At 68.4% G+C, this 14,877-nt stretch carries 15 protein-coding genes; 6 read left to right on the top strand and 9 right to left on the bottom strand.

Annotated elements, in window-relative coordinates:
• Positions 1-4: 4 nt before the first annotated feature.
• The 6 genes from AC4HOU_RS26535 to AC4HOU_RS26510 all read right to left on the bottom strand — a co-directional run bounded on the left by AC4HOU_RS26535 (position 5) and on the right by AC4HOU_RS26510 (position 5,957).
• Positions 5-1,522: a serine/threonine-protein kinase gene (locus AC4HOU_RS26535; RefSeq protein WP_490725506.1), complete on the bottom strand. Its 1,518-nt coding sequence runs from the start codon at positions 1,520-1,522 to the stop codon at positions 5-7.
• 142 nt (positions 1,523-1,664) lie between these two features.
• Complete coding sequence (gene era / locus AC4HOU_RS26530; RefSeq protein ID WP_138451435.1) at positions 1,665-2,588, bottom strand: GTPase Era; 924 nt, start codon at positions 2,586-2,588, stop codon at positions 1,665-1,667.
• Positions 2,581-2,931, bottom strand: coding sequence for a cytidine deaminase (locus AC4HOU_RS26525; RefSeq protein WP_163814067.1), 351 nt, complete (start codon positions 2,929-2,931; stop codon positions 2,581-2,583). The genes era and AC4HOU_RS26525 overlap by 8 nt, the downstream gene beginning before the upstream one ends.
• Positions 2,924-4,258 carry a hemolysin family protein gene (locus AC4HOU_RS26520; RefSeq protein ID WP_163814068.1) on the bottom strand — a complete coding sequence of 445 codons (1,335 nt, stop codon included), beginning with the start codon at positions 4,256-4,258 and terminating at the stop codon, positions 2,924-2,926. The genes AC4HOU_RS26525 and AC4HOU_RS26520 overlap by 8 nt, the downstream gene beginning before the upstream one ends.
• Positions 4,255-4,803, bottom strand: a complete 549-nt coding sequence (ybeY, locus tag AC4HOU_RS26515) for an rRNA maturation RNase YbeY (RefSeq protein WP_163814069.1) — start codon at positions 4,801-4,803, stop codon at positions 4,255-4,257. Before ybeY ends, AC4HOU_RS26520 begins: the two co-directional genes overlap by 4 nt.
• A 65-nt stretch (positions 4,804-4,868) precedes the next feature.
• Positions 4,869-5,957, bottom strand: coding sequence for a PhoH family protein (locus tag AC4HOU_RS26510; protein WP_163814131.1), 1,089 nt, complete (start codon positions 5,955-5,957; stop codon positions 4,869-4,871).
• Positions 5,958-6,541: 584 nt separating this feature from the next.
• Between AC4HOU_RS26510 and hemW the strand changes: the two genes are divergently transcribed.
• On the top strand, positions 6,542-7,702 hold the full coding sequence (hemW, locus tag AC4HOU_RS26505) for a radical SAM family heme chaperone HemW (RefSeq protein WP_490725513.1): 1,161 nt from the start codon (positions 6,542-6,544) through the stop codon (positions 7,700-7,702).
• A 232-nt stretch (positions 7,703-7,934) separates the two neighbouring features.
• Here the strand turns inward: hemW and AC4HOU_RS26500 are convergent, their stop codons facing one another.
• Entirely contained in the window at positions 7,935-8,912 is a 978-nt protein-coding gene (locus AC4HOU_RS26500) for a GlxA family transcriptional regulator (RefSeq protein ID WP_163814132.1), read from the bottom strand.
• Positions 8,913-8,982: 70 nt separating this feature from the next.
• Between AC4HOU_RS26500 and AC4HOU_RS26495 the strand changes: the two genes are divergently transcribed.
• A complete protein-coding gene (locus AC4HOU_RS26495; RefSeq protein ID WP_195021366.1) occupies positions 8,983-9,948 on the top strand; it encodes an NADP-dependent oxidoreductase in 966 nt (321 codons plus the stop codon).
• A gap of 243 nt (positions 9,949-10,191) precedes the next feature.
• Here AC4HOU_RS26495 and AC4HOU_RS26490 read toward each other — a convergent pair whose 3' ends face one another.
• Positions 10,192-10,665, bottom strand: coding sequence for a YbaB/EbfC family nucleoid-associated protein (locus AC4HOU_RS26490; RefSeq protein WP_195021367.1), 474 nt, complete (start codon positions 10,663-10,665; stop codon positions 10,192-10,194).
• 254 nt (positions 10,666-10,919) lie between these two features.
• Here AC4HOU_RS26490 and hrcA point away from each other — a divergent pair, with 254 nt between their 5' ends.
• The 3 genes from hrcA to AC4HOU_RS26475 all read left to right on the top strand — a co-directional run bounded on the left by hrcA (position 10,920) and on the right by AC4HOU_RS26475 (position 14,027).
• Positions 10,920-11,951: a heat-inducible transcriptional repressor HrcA gene (hrcA, locus tag AC4HOU_RS26485; RefSeq protein ID WP_138457013.1), complete on the top strand. Its 1,032-nt coding sequence runs from the start codon at positions 10,920-10,922 to the stop codon at positions 11,949-11,951.
• Positions 11,952-12,125: 174 nt separating this feature from the next.
• Complete coding sequence (gene dnaJ / locus AC4HOU_RS26480) at positions 12,126-13,277, top strand: molecular chaperone DnaJ (protein WP_036534748.1); 1,152 nt, start codon at positions 12,126-12,128, stop codon at positions 13,275-13,277.
• Positions 13,278-14,027, top strand: coding sequence for a 16S rRNA (uracil(1498)-N(3))-methyltransferase (locus tag AC4HOU_RS26475; RefSeq protein ID WP_194989778.1), 750 nt, complete (start codon positions 13,278-13,280; stop codon positions 14,025-14,027).
• Between the two features lie 27 nt (positions 14,028-14,054).
• Here the strand turns inward: AC4HOU_RS26475 and AC4HOU_RS26470 are convergent, their stop codons facing one another.
• A complete protein-coding gene (locus AC4HOU_RS26470) occupies positions 14,055-14,483 on the bottom strand; it encodes an SgcJ/EcaC family oxidoreductase (RefSeq protein WP_163814075.1) in 429 nt (142 codons plus the stop codon).
• 202 nt (positions 14,484-14,685) lie between these two features.
• Here AC4HOU_RS26470 and AC4HOU_RS26465 point away from each other — a divergent pair, with 202 nt between their 5' ends.
• Complete coding sequence (locus AC4HOU_RS26465) at positions 14,686-14,787, top strand: Ms4527A family Cys-rich leader peptide (protein WP_375154368.1); 102 nt, start codon at positions 14,686-14,688, stop codon at positions 14,785-14,787.
• Positions 14,788-14,877 lie beyond the last annotated feature (90 nt).

Here is a 14,877-nt window from a genome sequence, read left to right as displayed (position 1 = left end):
CCTGTCACAGCGGCGCATCGAACCACCAGCGAGCCCGCAATTCGGCGGCCGCGACCTCGCCGTTGACCTGGATGGCGCAGAAATTGCGGTCGGGAGCGTCGAAGAACACCTCGAGACGGCCGAACTTCTCGCCGTGCACCGTGGTGTAGCTGCCCCAGCGCAGATAGCCCGACCCGGACTCCCGTTTCCAGTGCTCTTCGCCTTCCATCCCGGGCCAGGGCAGCGGCCCGAGCCGGCCGCGGTCGGCGGTGCAGTGCAGGAACATCATCGCGACCGGGTCCTGATCGCCGGTGCAGCGAATCACGCTCAGCGGCAAGGCGGTATCCATCGGCACCAGATCGCGCTTATCGTCGATGGCCTGGCAGACGGAGAGTTCGCGGTAGCCGTAGCCATCCGGCGAATAGGGCAACAGCTCGGCGAACGGTTCGACCATGAACGAATACGCGGCCCAGTCCGGCGAAACCCGCGGCGCCGCACCGGAGGGAGTCGGCAGCCGCACGGCCGCGGCGGATTCGACCCGATCGGGCCAGGCGACGATCGCGAGCACGACCGCGAGCACGACGACCCCCGCTGCCCCCGCCCACAACAGCGCCCGCGTGCCCGCCGTGCGGGCCGAGCCTGCCCCACCGGGTCCGGTCGCGGCGGCAGTGGGCGCGGTGAGCCGGACGGTTTCGGCCTCCGCGTCGGTCAGTGCGCGGTGCGCCGCCTCGGCCAGCGCACCGCAGCTGGGATACCGGTGCGCCGGATCCTTGGCCAGCGCGGTCGCGATCACCTCGTCGAATGCCGCGGGCAACCGGGTATCGACTCGAGACGGCCGCGGCGGCGGATCGTTGAGATGGGCGAACATGACCGCGCCGGGAGTGTCACGTTGAAACGGCACCGACCCCGTCAACAGGTGAAAAAGCGTGCAGCCCAACGCGTATACGTCCGCGCGCTGATCGAGCACCTCGCCACGGATCTGCTCGGGCGCAGCGTACGCCAGGCTCGCGGTGAGCCCACCCGGATCGCCGAGAGTGGTCGAATCGTCGGCGGGGCGAGCGATACCGAAATCGGTGACCAGTACGCGATCCGGCTCCCCCGGCTGCTCGGCGATGAGTATGTTGGCCGGCTTCACATCCCGGTGCAACAAGCCCGCACGGTGGATCTCGTCGAGACCGCGCGCGGCCTCCCCGATGATGTACACCGCGCGCTGCGGCGGCAACGCCGCCGGACCACGCCGGATCAACTGCGCGCCGTCGACGCCGTCGACGTACTGCATCGTCAGCCACAGCCGACCGTCGAACTCACCGCGATCGCGGACCGCGACCAGATTGGGATGCTGTAGCCGGGCGGCGATGTCGGCCTCGCGCAGGAAACGCGCGCGGAATTCGGCGTCGTCGTGGTGGCTGTCGGAGAGTACCTTCAGCGCGTCCTTGCGTGGCAGCCTCGGATGCTGGACGAGATAGACGGCCCCCATACCGCCGGCACCGAGGCGGCGCTCGATCCGGTAACCGGCGACATCCATGCCTTCGGCGATCTCCACCCGGCACCGTCCTCCCACACCCGCGTCGACGCCGGGACCCTTCCGGCGCCGCGTGCGTCATCTGGGTGCAGGCCCGCGACCAGCCCCGTCGACGACAACGAACACGCCCGGGAATATAGCAGCCCGCACCGACGGCGACGGCTCAGAAACCGAGCTTGCCCAGCTGCTTCGGATCGCGCTGCCAGTCCTTGGCCACCTTCACGTGCAGGTTCAGGTAGATGCGGGTACCGAGGATGTGCTCGATCTGTTTGCGGGCATTGGTGCCGACCTCCTTGAGCCGGGCACCACCCTTGCCGATGACGATCGCCTTCTGGCTCGGCCGCTCCACGTACAGCAGCGCGTGCACGTCCAGCATGTCCTCACGGCCCTCGTACGGTAGGACCTCCTCGATCACGACGGCCAGCGAATGCGGCAGCTCATCGCGCACACCCTCGAGGGCCGCCTCGCGGATGAGCTCGGCCATCAGGGTTTCCTCGGGCTCGTCGGTCAGCTCGCCGTCCGGATAGAACGCCGGACCCTCCGGCATCTTCGAGGCGATGACGTCCACCAGCACCTCGACCTGCTCGCCCTTGACCGCCGACACCGGCACCACATCGGCATCGGGTCCCAGCAGCTGCGACACCGCGAGGAGCTGCGCGGCGACCTGATCGCGGCTCACCTTGTCGATCTTGGTGACCACGCCGAGCACCGTCGTCTTCGGCGCCATCTGCTTGACCTGCTGCACGATCCAGCGGTCACCGGGGCCGATCTTCTCGTCGGCCGGGATGCACAGCGCGATCACGTCGACCTCGGAGTAGGTGTCGCGCACCAGATCGTTGAGCCGCTGGCCGAGCAGGGTACGCGGACGATGCAGCCCTGGCGTATCGACCAGGATCAGCTGGGTGTGCTCACGGTGCACGATCCCGCGAATAGTGTGGCGGGTGGTCTGCGGGCGCGAGGAGGTGATCGCGATCTTGGCGCCGACCAGCGCATTGGTCAGCGTCGATTTACCGGTGTTCGGCCTGCCGACGAAACAGACGAACCCGGAACGGAATTCGTCCTTGCCGGAACCGGATCGGTCAGCCACCCTGCACCTCGAAACCCTCGGCGATATCGAACACCGCGCCCGCCCGATCGGTGAACACGATCCGCGCCTGCGCCGACACCTCGCGCACCGCGGTCACCCCCGGATCGGAGAACTTGCCGCCGACCACCACGGCCGCTTCGAAACCCTCCGCGCCGCTGGAGAGCGCGGCGGCGACCGCGGCCTGCAATGCGGTGAGCCGCAACGCGTCCAGACCCACCTCGCCCGCGGCGTAGGTGCGCCCCTCGCTGTCGCGGACGGCGGCGCCGCTGGAGCCCTCGGTGCGTGCCATGGCGCCACGCGCCAGCACCAGCAGCTTGTTGTCCTCGGCATCCAGTTCAGTCATTCGGTGTCTCCTGTTCGTCTCGGCCGCCCGGGATCACCCCGGCCGCGCCGTTACCGTTCGATGCCGTCTCGCCGTCGACCGCCCGGCTGACCACCACCGTGTGCACGCGCACCCGGCCGCGGGTATCGGGTCCGCCTTCGCCACGCAATTGCAGACCGTGGGCGGTGATCTCGGAACCGGGCAGCGGGACCCGGCCGAGCTCATGAGCGAGCAGCCCGCCGACGGTGTCGACATCCTCTTCGTCGATCTCGAGGCCGTACAGTTCGCCGAGGTCCTCGATCGACAACCGTGCCGATACCCGGTAGCGGTCGTCGTCGAGCTTCTCGATGGGCGGGGTCTCGTCGGTGTCGTACTCGTCGGCGATTTCGCCGACGATCTCCTCGAGTACGTCCTCGATGGTGACCAGCCCGGCGATACCGCCGTACTCGTCGACCAGCAGCGCCATATGGTTGCGGCGGCGCTGCATCTCGTCCAGCAGGGCGTCCAGCGGTTTGGAATCGGGCATGAAGACCGCGGGCCGCATCACCTCGCGCACCTGCACGCTGCGGCCGCGATCGCCGTACTGCACAAGATCTTTCAGGTAGACGACGCCGAGAATGTCGTCGACGTTGGCGCCGATCACCGGGATCCGGGAGTGCCCACTGCGCACCGCGAGAGAGGTGGCCTGCGCCGCGGTCTTGTCCTGCTCGATCCACACCATCTCGGTGCGCGGCACCATCACCGCCCTGGCGGCGGTGTCGCCGAGCTCGAACACCGACTGGATCATCCGGCGCTCGTCATCGGCGACGACACCGCGCTCACGCGCCATATCGACCACCTCGCGCAGTTCGATTTCCGAGGCGAACGGGCCGTTGCGGAAACCTTTACCCGGGGTGATCGCATTACCGATGAGGATCAGCAGCCTGCTGACCGGCCCGAGCAACGCGCCGATGAACTGCAACGGCAAGGCGGCGGCCAGCGCGATCGAATAGGCGTGCTGGCGGCCGAGGGTGCGCGGCCCGACCCCGATCACCACGTAATCGACCAGCACCATGATGACCGCCGTCAGCAGCAGTGCCATCGCGTCGGACAGCATCGTGGCCAGCGCGGCCGCGAGCAGCACCGTCGCGGTGATCTCGCACAGAATGCGCAGCAGCACCATGAGATTCACATAGCGCGGCCGGTCGTCGACGATGCGGCTCAACCGCGCGGCACCCGCCCGTTCGGCGCGCACCATATCGTCGAGGCGTGCAGGGGAAATCGTGTTCAGCGCGGAATCGACGGCAGCGAACACACCACCGACGGGAACCAGCAGGACCGCCAGGACGATCAGAGTCAGCGCGTTCACGCCTGAGCATCACCCGGCGTCGTGAAGCCCGCTTTCCCCAGCAGGCGGGCATCGCGTTCGGCGAGTTCGGCGCGGCGCGCGGCCTCGCGCAGGCTTTCGTACCACTCCTCGAGCAGCCGGGCCTGCAACGCGAACATCTCCTTCTCCTCCTCCGGCTCGGCGTGGTCGTAGCCGAGCAGATGCAGCACACCGTGCACGGTGAGCAGCGCGAGTTCATGATCGAGGGAATGGCCGGCCTTGCGTGCCTGACCGAGCGCGAACTCGGGGCACAGCACGATATCGCCGAGCATGGAGGGGCCGGGTTCGGGACTGTCGGGCCGCCCACCCGGCTCGAGCTCGTCCATCGGGAACGACATCACGTCGGTCGGACCGGGCAGATCCATCCAGCGCATGTGCAGGTCGGCCATGGTGTCGAGATCGACGAGCACCATGGACAGCTCCGCGGCCGGGTGCACATCCATTCGCGCGATCACGAACCGTGCGACACCGACCAGATCTTCCTCGGGCACGTCCATGCCCGACTCGTTGGCGATCTCGATACTCACCAGGTCAGCCTAATGGGTGCGGCCGGTCACCGTCCGACCGCAACCCCGCGAGGTGCGCGAGAGGTTCAGCGGCGTCCGGTGCGGTTGGCGGCCCGGCGCTGGGCCCGGTTGCCCGGCATGTGCGGACCGACCGGGCGGGTTTCGGCCTCGAACCGGTCGTAGGCGTCGACGATGTCGGAGACCAGGCGATGCCGGACGACGTCGCTGCTGGTGAGCTCGGCGAAGTGGATGTCCTCGATCTCGGTGAGGATCTCACTGGCCGCCCGCAGCCCGGAACGTGAGCCGTTGGGCAGATCGACCTGGGTGACGTCACCGGTGACCACGATCTTCGACCCGAATCCGAGCCTGGTCAGGAACATCTTCATCTGCTCGGCCGTGGTGTTCTGCGCCTCGTCCAAGATGATGAACGAATCGTTCAGCGTGCGACCACGCATGTATGCCAGCGGCGCGACCTCGATGACTCCGGCCGCCATCAGCTTCGGGATGGCTTCGGGGTCCATCATGTCGTGCAGGGCGTCGTAGAGCGGGCGCAGGTACGGGTCGATCTTCTCGTTGAGGGTGCCGGGCAGGAAGCCGAGGCGTTCACCCGCCTCGACCGCCGGGCGGGTGAGGATGATGCGGTTGACCTGCTTGGACTGCAACGCCTGCACGGCCTTGGCCATGGCGAGGTAGGTCTTGCCGGTGCCTGCCGGGCCGATCCCGAACACGATGGTGTTGGCGTCGATGGCGTCGACGTAGCGCTTCTGGTTGAGCGTTTTGGGGCGGATGGTCTTGCCGCGCCGGGACAGGATGTCGAGGCTGAGCACCTCGGCGGGCGATTCGGCGGTGCCCTCGGTGAGCATGGACACGGTGTGACGCACGGCCTCGGGGGTGACCACGCGGTTGCGGCCGGTCAGCGCGACGAGCTGTTCGACGACGCGCTCGGCCAGCGCCACATCGGCGGCCTTACCGGTGAGGGTGACGGAATTGCCGCGCACGTGGATGTCGGCGTCGAGCAGGTCTTCGAGTTCGCGCAGGTTCTGGTCGGCCGATCCGAGGAATGGGAAAACGGACTCCGGTGCGAGTTCGATGCTGGAACGTACGGTGCGTGCCGCGGGACCCGTGCTGCTGACGTCTGCACCATTGCCGGCCGCGGGGGTCGCCGGGTCGCCGATCTCACCTTGGGTTCTCACGTAGTGGCCTTAGCCTGCTTTCCGGTCTCGGAGCCGCCGCATCACCCGCCCCACACCCGTGCCGACCACCGCCCGTTCGGCGGCATCGGCGCTGCTCCGGCGCGGTGGAGATGATGCGCTGTGGATGACCAAAGTTTAACGCGCGGCACCGACACCCGCCCACCGATTAAGCGGGCCCCGGCTACCCTCAGGCGGCCTACCAGCAGCTATGGGGATGCTCCCCGCGGTCGGGCAGGGGTCGCACGGGCATCGCCAGGACCGGCGGCGCACCGCGGGACCCGTCCACATCGCGGAATCGCCGGAAGCCGAGATCGCCGGCGCGGCCCGGCTCAGCCGCATAAGAGCAGCCCAGCGTCGGCAGCGCAGGACGGCCTGCACGAGCGCAGCGCACGATCGGGCGGCGCGGCCGCACCCTGACCGCCCGCACTGATTCCCCACCGGGCCCGACAGGTGGGGAAGTGGCGGTAAACACCCAGGTCCCGTGCGATGGCACGGACCGGGACGGGCACACTGGAGCAGTGAGTTCGCCCGCCGCCACCGCCAAGCACACCGATGCCGCCACCCCGGTGCTGCGCGATTTCGGCGGCGGACCGTTCGGCATCTACGTGCACGTACCGTTCTGTGCGACCCGCTGCGGGTATTGCGACTTCAATACCTATACCGCCGGTGAGCTGGGCAGTTCGTCCTCGCCGCAGTCCTGGATGACGGCGCTGCGCGGCGAGCTGTCCACGGCGGCCCGGCAGTTCGCGGCACTGCCGAGCGCGACGCCGGAAGTATCGACGGTGTTCGTCGGCGGCGGCACGCCCTCGCTGCTCGGCGGCAGCGGCCTCGCCGAGGTGCTCGACGCGATCCGAGCCGAGTTCGCGCTGGCCGCCGACGCGGAGGTCACCACCGAATCGAACCCGGAGTCGACCTCGCCGGCGTTCTTCGAACAGATCCGCTCCGCCGGGTACACCCGGGTATCGCTCGGCATGCAGTCGGCCGCCGAGCACGTGCTGGCCGTCCTGGACCGCACCCACACGCCCGGCCGGGCAGTCGCCGCCGCGAAGGAGGCCCGCGCGGCCGGATTCGAGCACGTCAACCTCGACCTGATCTACGGCACCCCCGGCGAACGCGACAGCGACCTGGACGCCAGCCTGGACGCGGTGCTCGAGGCCGGCGTCGACCACGTCTCGGCGTACTCACTCATCGTCGAGGACGGCACTGCCCTGGCCCGGCGCGTCCGCCGCGGCGAACTACCCGCACCCGACGACGACGTCCTCGCCGCCCGCTACGAACGCATCGACGCCCGCCTGCGCGGCGCCGGGCTCACCTGGTACGAGGTCTCCAACTGGGCGTCCTCGGACGCCGCCCGCTGCCGCCACAACCTCGGCTATTGGGACGGCGGTGACTGGCTTGGCGCGGGCCCCGGTGCGCACAGTCATCTCGGCGGAGTGCGCTGGTGGAACGTCAAACATCCGGCGCGGTACGCCGATCGGGTGGCCGACGGCGGACTGCCCGCGGCGGGCTGGGAATCGCTCACCGACGATGAGCGCTACCTCGAGCGGATCATGCTCGTGACACGGTTGCGCACCGGACTGCCGATGGAGGATCTGAACGAGACCGGAATCGCCGCGGCCGAACGGATTCTCGCCGACGGGCGGGCCGAACGGCACGGCGATCGTCTGGTGCTCACCGATCAGGGCCGGCTCCTGGCCGATGGTGTGGTGCGAGATCTCCTCGGGTGAATCCGGTTGCTCCGCTGGTCGCGAGTCGAATCGGACGGGCGAACCAGAACCCCGGTGCTCGCCGGTGCGCACCAGGTTCCAGCCCGCCGCGTAACCTCGCTACCGCCGGAGCCGCGTACGGCCGGAATCAACGCTGATCACAAATCCTCGTCTGATCTCCGACCCATGGTCGACAGCCGTGCGCCTGCCCAACTCGGCTGGTCGGAACCGAGTACCAACGGGGACCGACACCTCATGCCGGGGTGGTCGAGGTGGCAGTACGGAAGGTTCGGCGGTAAGCCAGCGGGGAGACGCCGATGGCGTCGTGCAGGTGTCGGCGCAGGGATGCTCCTGTCGCGAAGCCCACCTCGCCGGCGATGCGATCCACGGAAAGCTGCGTGGTTTCGAGGAGTTCACGGGCGCGGAAAATCCGTTGTTGCGTGAGCCAGCGGCCAGGACTCATCCCCACCTCCTCCTGGAATCGGCGGGCGAAGGTCCGGCCACTCATGTGAGCACGTTCGGCCAAGTCCGACATAGTGATCGGGTGGTGCAGATTTTCCAGCGCCCATTGGCGGGCGGCAACGGTGCCCGCCATCGCGACCGGAGGCACCGGCCTTTCGATGAACTGCGCCTGCCCGCCCTCACGCCATGGCGGGACCACGCAACGGCGCGCGACCATATTGGCGACCTCACTGCCATGGTCATTGCGGATCAGGTGCAGGCACAGGTCGACGCCGGCAGTCGCGCCCGCCGACGTGAGGATGTCCCCGTCGTCGACGTAGAGAACATTCGGATCGAGCTGCACCTTCGGAAACGCCCTGCGAAAGCGGTCGGCATAGTTCCAGTGAGTGGTCGCGGGACGGTTGTCGAGGAGTCCAGCCGCTGCGACCACGAATGCGCCCGTACAGATGGAGACCAGGCGAGCTCTCGGGCGGATCAGTGCCAGCGCGTCCGAGGTAGCGTCCGGCAGCCCACTGTCGAGGATCGGAGCAACGTCACACGGTGGAATCACCACGGTATCAGCGGTTTTCAACATATCTGCGCCGTGTGCGACCGCGATGTCGAAATCGGAGTTGCTGCGAACCGGCTGCCCGTCGAGTGAGCAGGTGATCACGTCGTATCGCCCATCCGCGGTCCCGAAGACCCGGTTCGGGATGCCCAGCTCGAAGGGATAGGCGCCATCGAGCACCAGAACGACAACTCGGTGTCGCTGCTTCGACTCGGACCGCATGGCATGATCGTATCGAATGATGGCAATTCTGCCATTTTGCGGCCGGGCGATCGGCGGCAAGCTGACAGCCATGAGCGATGACATCAGCATCCCCACCACTATGCGGGCCATTCGGCAGGATGTGCTCGGAGGACCCGAAGTACTGCATGAGGTGGAGATGCCCGTGCCGCAGCCGGGTCCGAGCGAGATCCTGGTGCGGGTACGTGCCACGGCACTCAATCCGACGGATTGGAAACACCGCGCGATCAAGGGGCTGTTCCTCCCGGACCCGCCCTTCACACTCGGCTGGGACGTCTCCGGCGAGGTGGTTGCCATCGGATTCGGTGTCACCGTGTTCAAGCCGGGTGACGAGGTCTTCGGCATGCTTCCCTACCCTCACGGCCACGGCGCCGCCGCCGAGTACGTCACCGGGCCGGCCCGGGCCTTCGCCCGCAAACCGACAACCCTCGACCACATCCGATCTGCCGCCGTCCCGCTGGCCGCTCTGACCGCCTACCAAGCCCTGGTCGACACAGCTGATGTACAAGCGGGGCACCGTGTTCTGATTCATGCCGCCTCCGGCGGCGTCGGTCACTTCGCCGTCCAGATCGCCAAGGCCCGCGGCGCGCACGTGATCGGCACCGCCAGCGCCGCCAATCACGATTTCCTGCGCGGGATCGGCGCCGACGACGTGCTCGACTACCGCACAACCGATTTCGCCGAAACTGTCCGCGATATCGATATGGTTCTCGACCCGATCGGCGCCGACCACGCCATCCGCTCGCTGCGCACGCTTCGCCCGGGCGGCATCGTGGTCTCGATTCGCGCCGGCAGCAACGAGAAGCTGTACGCGGAGGCCGAAAAACTGGGTGTCCGAGCTGTCTCCATGCTCGTCGAGGCCGATCACGAAGGCATGAACACCATCCGAGACCTGGCCGAATCCGGAGCGCTTCGCCCTACGATCGCCGGTACCTTCCCGCTGACCGATGCTGCAAAAGCTCACACCCTCGGTGAGACGGGCCGCACGGTCGGCAAACTTGTCCTCACCGTGGACTGATCGCCACGGGCGCTCGTCGGTGCGCGGCGTCTGCGGCCTCGGTGATCGGTGCACCCGATCCACCGATCGAGGTTCCCATGGCATTCGAGCGGGCGCGGAAACGCGCCGGAACCCGTCATCGGCGGTCGCGATGTAGCTCGCGGCATGCAACGCCGGCTCGGTGCGTTTCGGACAGGCCGGCCGCGGTCCGCGCGTGCCGTCGCACAATCATCGGGCTCGACGGTGAGAGCGGACCCGTCATCCTCACACCAACCAGGACCGGCCGCGGTAGAACTGATCGTCCGGATCATCGGAGTCCGGGCCACGGAGTTCCCCCGGCGGTCCCGACGGCGCGGGCGGCTCGGGTTCGCTCTCCTCGTCGGCGAACCGCTGCGTGTACTGCTCGATGATGTGTGCCCCGGCTTCATCCTCGCCGACCACTTCCTGCACGGTCGCGGTGACGTCGCGGCGCAGCTTGACCTGGGCCTGGTGCAGGCAGGACATCAGCTCGGCCGACAATGCGGCGGGGCCGAGGCCGCGGATGCCGTCGGAGAAACGGATATCGGTCGGCAGGCCGTTACCGTCGACGGTCACGGTGACGCGCCCGCCCGGCGAGGTCTCGGTGACCGACATCGCCGCCATCCGGCCGTGCAGCGCCTGATACTGCTGCGCCTTGCGCTCGAGATTCTGCGCCCACCGGTCGAGATCGCCGGCAGCCCGGGCAGCGTCGTCGAACATCCGGATCCCCCTCGTTCCGTGTCGTCATGGATTCGAAGCCGCCCAGGAAGTTACCACCCGGACGGGGGCGTCGACGGGCGCGCGGGACGCACTGCCCGCACCGGACGAGCGCCGCGCCGATGCGCACCCAGGGACAACGCGCGGGCGGCCACTAAAATGGATGGGTGAGGTCCGGCGGAAGCCGGCCGGGCCCAGTATGGTGGCGCGCTGAAAGGCCGCGACTGCGTGCCCACGCGAGCGAGGAGGTGGGGCCGATGTCGAGCACCGAGGACAGACGGTTCGAGGTCCTGCGGGCGATCGTTGCCGATTACGTCGCGACCAAGGAGCCGATCGGCTCGAAAACCCTTGTCGAACGGCACAACCTGGGCGTGTCCAGCGCCACCGTGCGCAACGATATGGCCGTGCTGGAGGCCGAGGGCTACATCACCCAGCCGCACACCAGTTCCGGGCGGGTGCCCACCGACAAGGGCTACCGGCAGTTCGTGGACCGGATCGCCGATGTGAAGCCGCTCTCGGCCGCCGAGCGCCGCGCCATCCTGGAGTTCCTGGAGTCCGGCGTCGACCTGGACGATGTGCTGCGCCGCGGCGTGCGTCTGCTGGCCCAGCTGACGCGTCAGGTCGCCGTCGTCCAGTACCCGACGGTGTCGGCTTCGACGGTGCGCCATATCGAGGTGGTCGCGCTCAACCCGGCGCGGCTGCTGCTGGTGGTGATCACCGACACCGGTCGCGTCGATCAGCGCATCGTGGAACTCGGCGCACTCGTCGACGACGAAGATCTGGCCGCCTTGCGCGGCATGCTCGGTGGCGCCATGGACGGCAAACGGCTCGCCAACGCCTCCGCCGCGGTCGCGCAGCTGCCCGAGCAGGCGCCGCCGCGGCTGCGTGACGTGCTGGTGCGGGTCGCGACGGTGCTGGTCGAGACCTTGGTGGAACACCCGGAGGAACGGCTGGTGCTCGGCGGTACCGCCAACCTCACCCGCAATGCCGCCGACTTCGGATTCCCCGGCTCGCTGCGCGCGGTGCTGGAGGCACTCGAGGAGCAGGTGGTGGTGCTCAAACTGCTCGCGGCCGCGCAGCAGCCCGGCACGGTGACAGTGCGCATCGGCGAGGAGACCCAGGTCGAGCAGATGCGCGGAACCTCGGTGGTATCCACCGGTTACGGTGCGTCCGGCGCGGTCCTGGGCGGTATGGGTGTGCTCGGCCCCACCCGGATGGACTACCCGGGCACGATCGCTTCGGTGGCCGCGGTGGCCAAGTACATCGGTGAGGTCCTGGCCGAACGCTGACGACCGAGCCCGGTCCTCGCCTCCGCTGATACGCTCGAATCTCCGGCCGGATAAAGTTGAGTGAACCCGACTAATGCTGTGCGGTTGGAGCAGTACGGGCCAGGGACGAGCCCAACAGCCTCCGGCGGTACGCAGTCGGAACTGTGGACAGCGATCAAGGACTAGAGAACTCAAGTGGCACGGGACTACTACGGACTGCTCGGCGTCGCGAAGAACGCGACCGACCAGGAGCTCAAACGCGCATACCGCAAGCTGGCTCGCGAACTGCATCCCGACGTCAACCCCGACGAGGCGGCCCAGGCACGCTTCAAAGAGGTCTCGGCGGCCTACGAGGTGCTGACCGATCCGGAGAAGCGGCGCATCGTCGACATGGGCGGCGATCCGCTCGAGTCGGGCGGCGGCGGTGCCGGCTTCACCGGCGCCGGGTTCGGCGGCCTCGGCGATGTGTTCGAGGCCTTCTTCGGCGGCATGAGCGGTACGGGCGGTGCTCGTAAGCCGCGCGGGCGGGTGCAGCCCGGCGCCGATTCGCTGGTGCGCACCCGGCTCAGCCTCGCCGAATGCGCTGTCGGCGTCACCAAGCACCTGACCGTCGACACCGCCATCCTCTGCGACAGCTGCCACGGTGCGGGCACCAACGGCAATTCCAAGCCGGTGCGCTGTGAGACCTGTGGCGGCGCCGGTGAAGTCCAGTCGGTGCAGCGTTCGTTCCTCGGCCAGGTGATGACCTCCCGGCCCTGCCCCACCTGCCGCGGCGCGGGTGAGACCATCCCCGATCCGTGCCACAAATGCGGCGGTGACGGCCGGGTGCGCGCCCGCCGGGAGATCGCCGCGCCGATCCCGGCCGGCGTCGCGAACGGCATGCGGGTGCGGTTGGCGGCCCAGGGTGAGGTCGGTCCCGGTGGTGGTCATGCGGGCGATCTGTACGTCGAGGTCGTCGAGCAACCGCACGATGTGTTCGTCCGCGACGGTGACGATCTGCACTGCACGGTGCGGGTCCCGATGGTCGACGCGGCCCTCGGCACGACGGTCGTCATCGACACCATCCTCGACGGGCCCACCGAGCTCACCATCGCCCCGGGCACCCAGCCCGGCGAGGTGTCGGTACTGCGCGGGCACGGTATGCCGCGGCTGCGGTCGGGCGCGCGCGGTGACCTGCTCGCCCATCTCGACATCGTCATCCCGACCAAGCTGGACAGCAAGCAGACCGATCTGCTGCGCAAGTACAAGGGCATGCGCGACCGGGAGCGGGCCGAGGTGATGTCGGCGCAGTCCGAGCACAACAGCGGCCTGTTCGCCCGGCTGCGCGCCTCCTTCAGCGGACGCTGAGTGGCCGCGACCGTCTTCTATCTCGACGAGATCCCCGCACCAGGGGGTATCGCCGTGCTCGACGGACCCGAGGGCAGGCATGCCGCCACGGTGCGCCGCATCCGGGTGGGCGAGCAGATCACCCTGTCCGACGGACGTGGCTTGCTCGCCGAATCCGAAGTCGTTGCCGCACAGCGCGATCGACTCGAGCTCGCGGTCCGGTCCACCACGGTCGCGGCACCGGCGCAGCCGCCGGTCACCGTGGTGCAGGCGCTGCCGAAATCCGACCGGTCCGAATTGGCCGTCGAGCTGATGACCGAGGCCGGTGCGGACGTCATCGTGCCGTGGCAAGCCGCCCGCTGCGTCGCCAACTGGGAGGCCAAGGCGGACAAGGGCATCGGCAAATGGCGGGCCGCCGCCAAATCGGCGGCCCGGCAGTCCCGGCGGCCCTATATTCCCGAGGTCACCGGCCTGCACCGGACCGCCGATCTGCTGACGGCGGTGCGCGCGGCCAAGGCGGACGGCGCCGTGGTGGCGGCTCTGCACGAGTCCGGCGAGTCCCGGTTCACCGCGCTACCGCTGAGCGACGCGCCCGCGATCATGTTGATCGTCGGGCCGGAAGGTGGACTCGACGATGCGGAGTTGTCGGCATTGGCCGAGGCCGGCGCCGAGGTGGTGCTGCTGGGGCCGACCGTATTGCGGACCTCCACCGCAGCCGCTGTCGCCCTCGGAGCACTGGGGGCCTTGACGGCGCGGTGGAGTCGGTCATGACCGGCCGCCCACGCGGCTACGTCCCGATCACTCGGCGACGACCGACGTGTTCTGGTTCGCGGTGAGCATCCAGCGCCCGTCCTCCTTGCTCATCACGTACATCGGGCTGCCCTCGCTATCGAGTTCGCCATCGAGGGTGAAGTAGCGCTGCCGGATCTTGACCGCCGCCACATCCGGTCGGATGAACATGATGTGCTCCACCTCGTAGCTCGCGGAGCCGTGCGCGGTGGAGCCGGGCAGCACTTGCGCGGTGAACTCGGCGATCGCCGCGCGCCCGAACAGGCGCTTGCCGTGGCCGGTGGTCCAGATGGCGTCCTCGCGGAACAGGCCGACGAATTCGTCGACGAGTTCGTTCGCCTGTGCGTGGGCGACGGTGTCGACCACGGCGCGGATCGCGGCGAGTTCGGTGTCGGTATCGGCAGGACGGTAGTGGGTCTGCGTTGTCTCGATGCTCATGCCGATGAGCCTGCGACCTCGAGCAAGGTCGAGGTCAATACCGTTGTGGGCCGAGTCACAGCCGACATCGGACACTTCCCCCATCCGGCCCGGATCGGAACTATGAGAGCGGTCACAATTGACCCCCGGATCCAGGGAATTTCCCCCTTGTGAGCGGAAAATACTGGCAGGACGGTCGGAACGTAGGTTCTGACATGGCACAATGAAGCCCATGCGCGAAATCGGAGTACGACTGGTGGCACGTCGCCACGTCGACTTCAAGCGCGTCTGCAGCGCCTGTTGTCTGCCCGGTTCTTCCCGGTAGCTCAGCTGCGCCCGTTCCCGGACCCCCGGCCATCCCCATTCTCCCGGCCATTCCGATATCGAGGACTTCGGCCCGCTGACACCGCGGGCG

The sequence above is a fragment of the Nocardia sp. JCM 38205 genome, from assembly GCF_058222935.1.
Note: the sequence above shows the minus strand (reverse complement) of the source record. Positions and strands in the feature narration are given on the sequence as shown.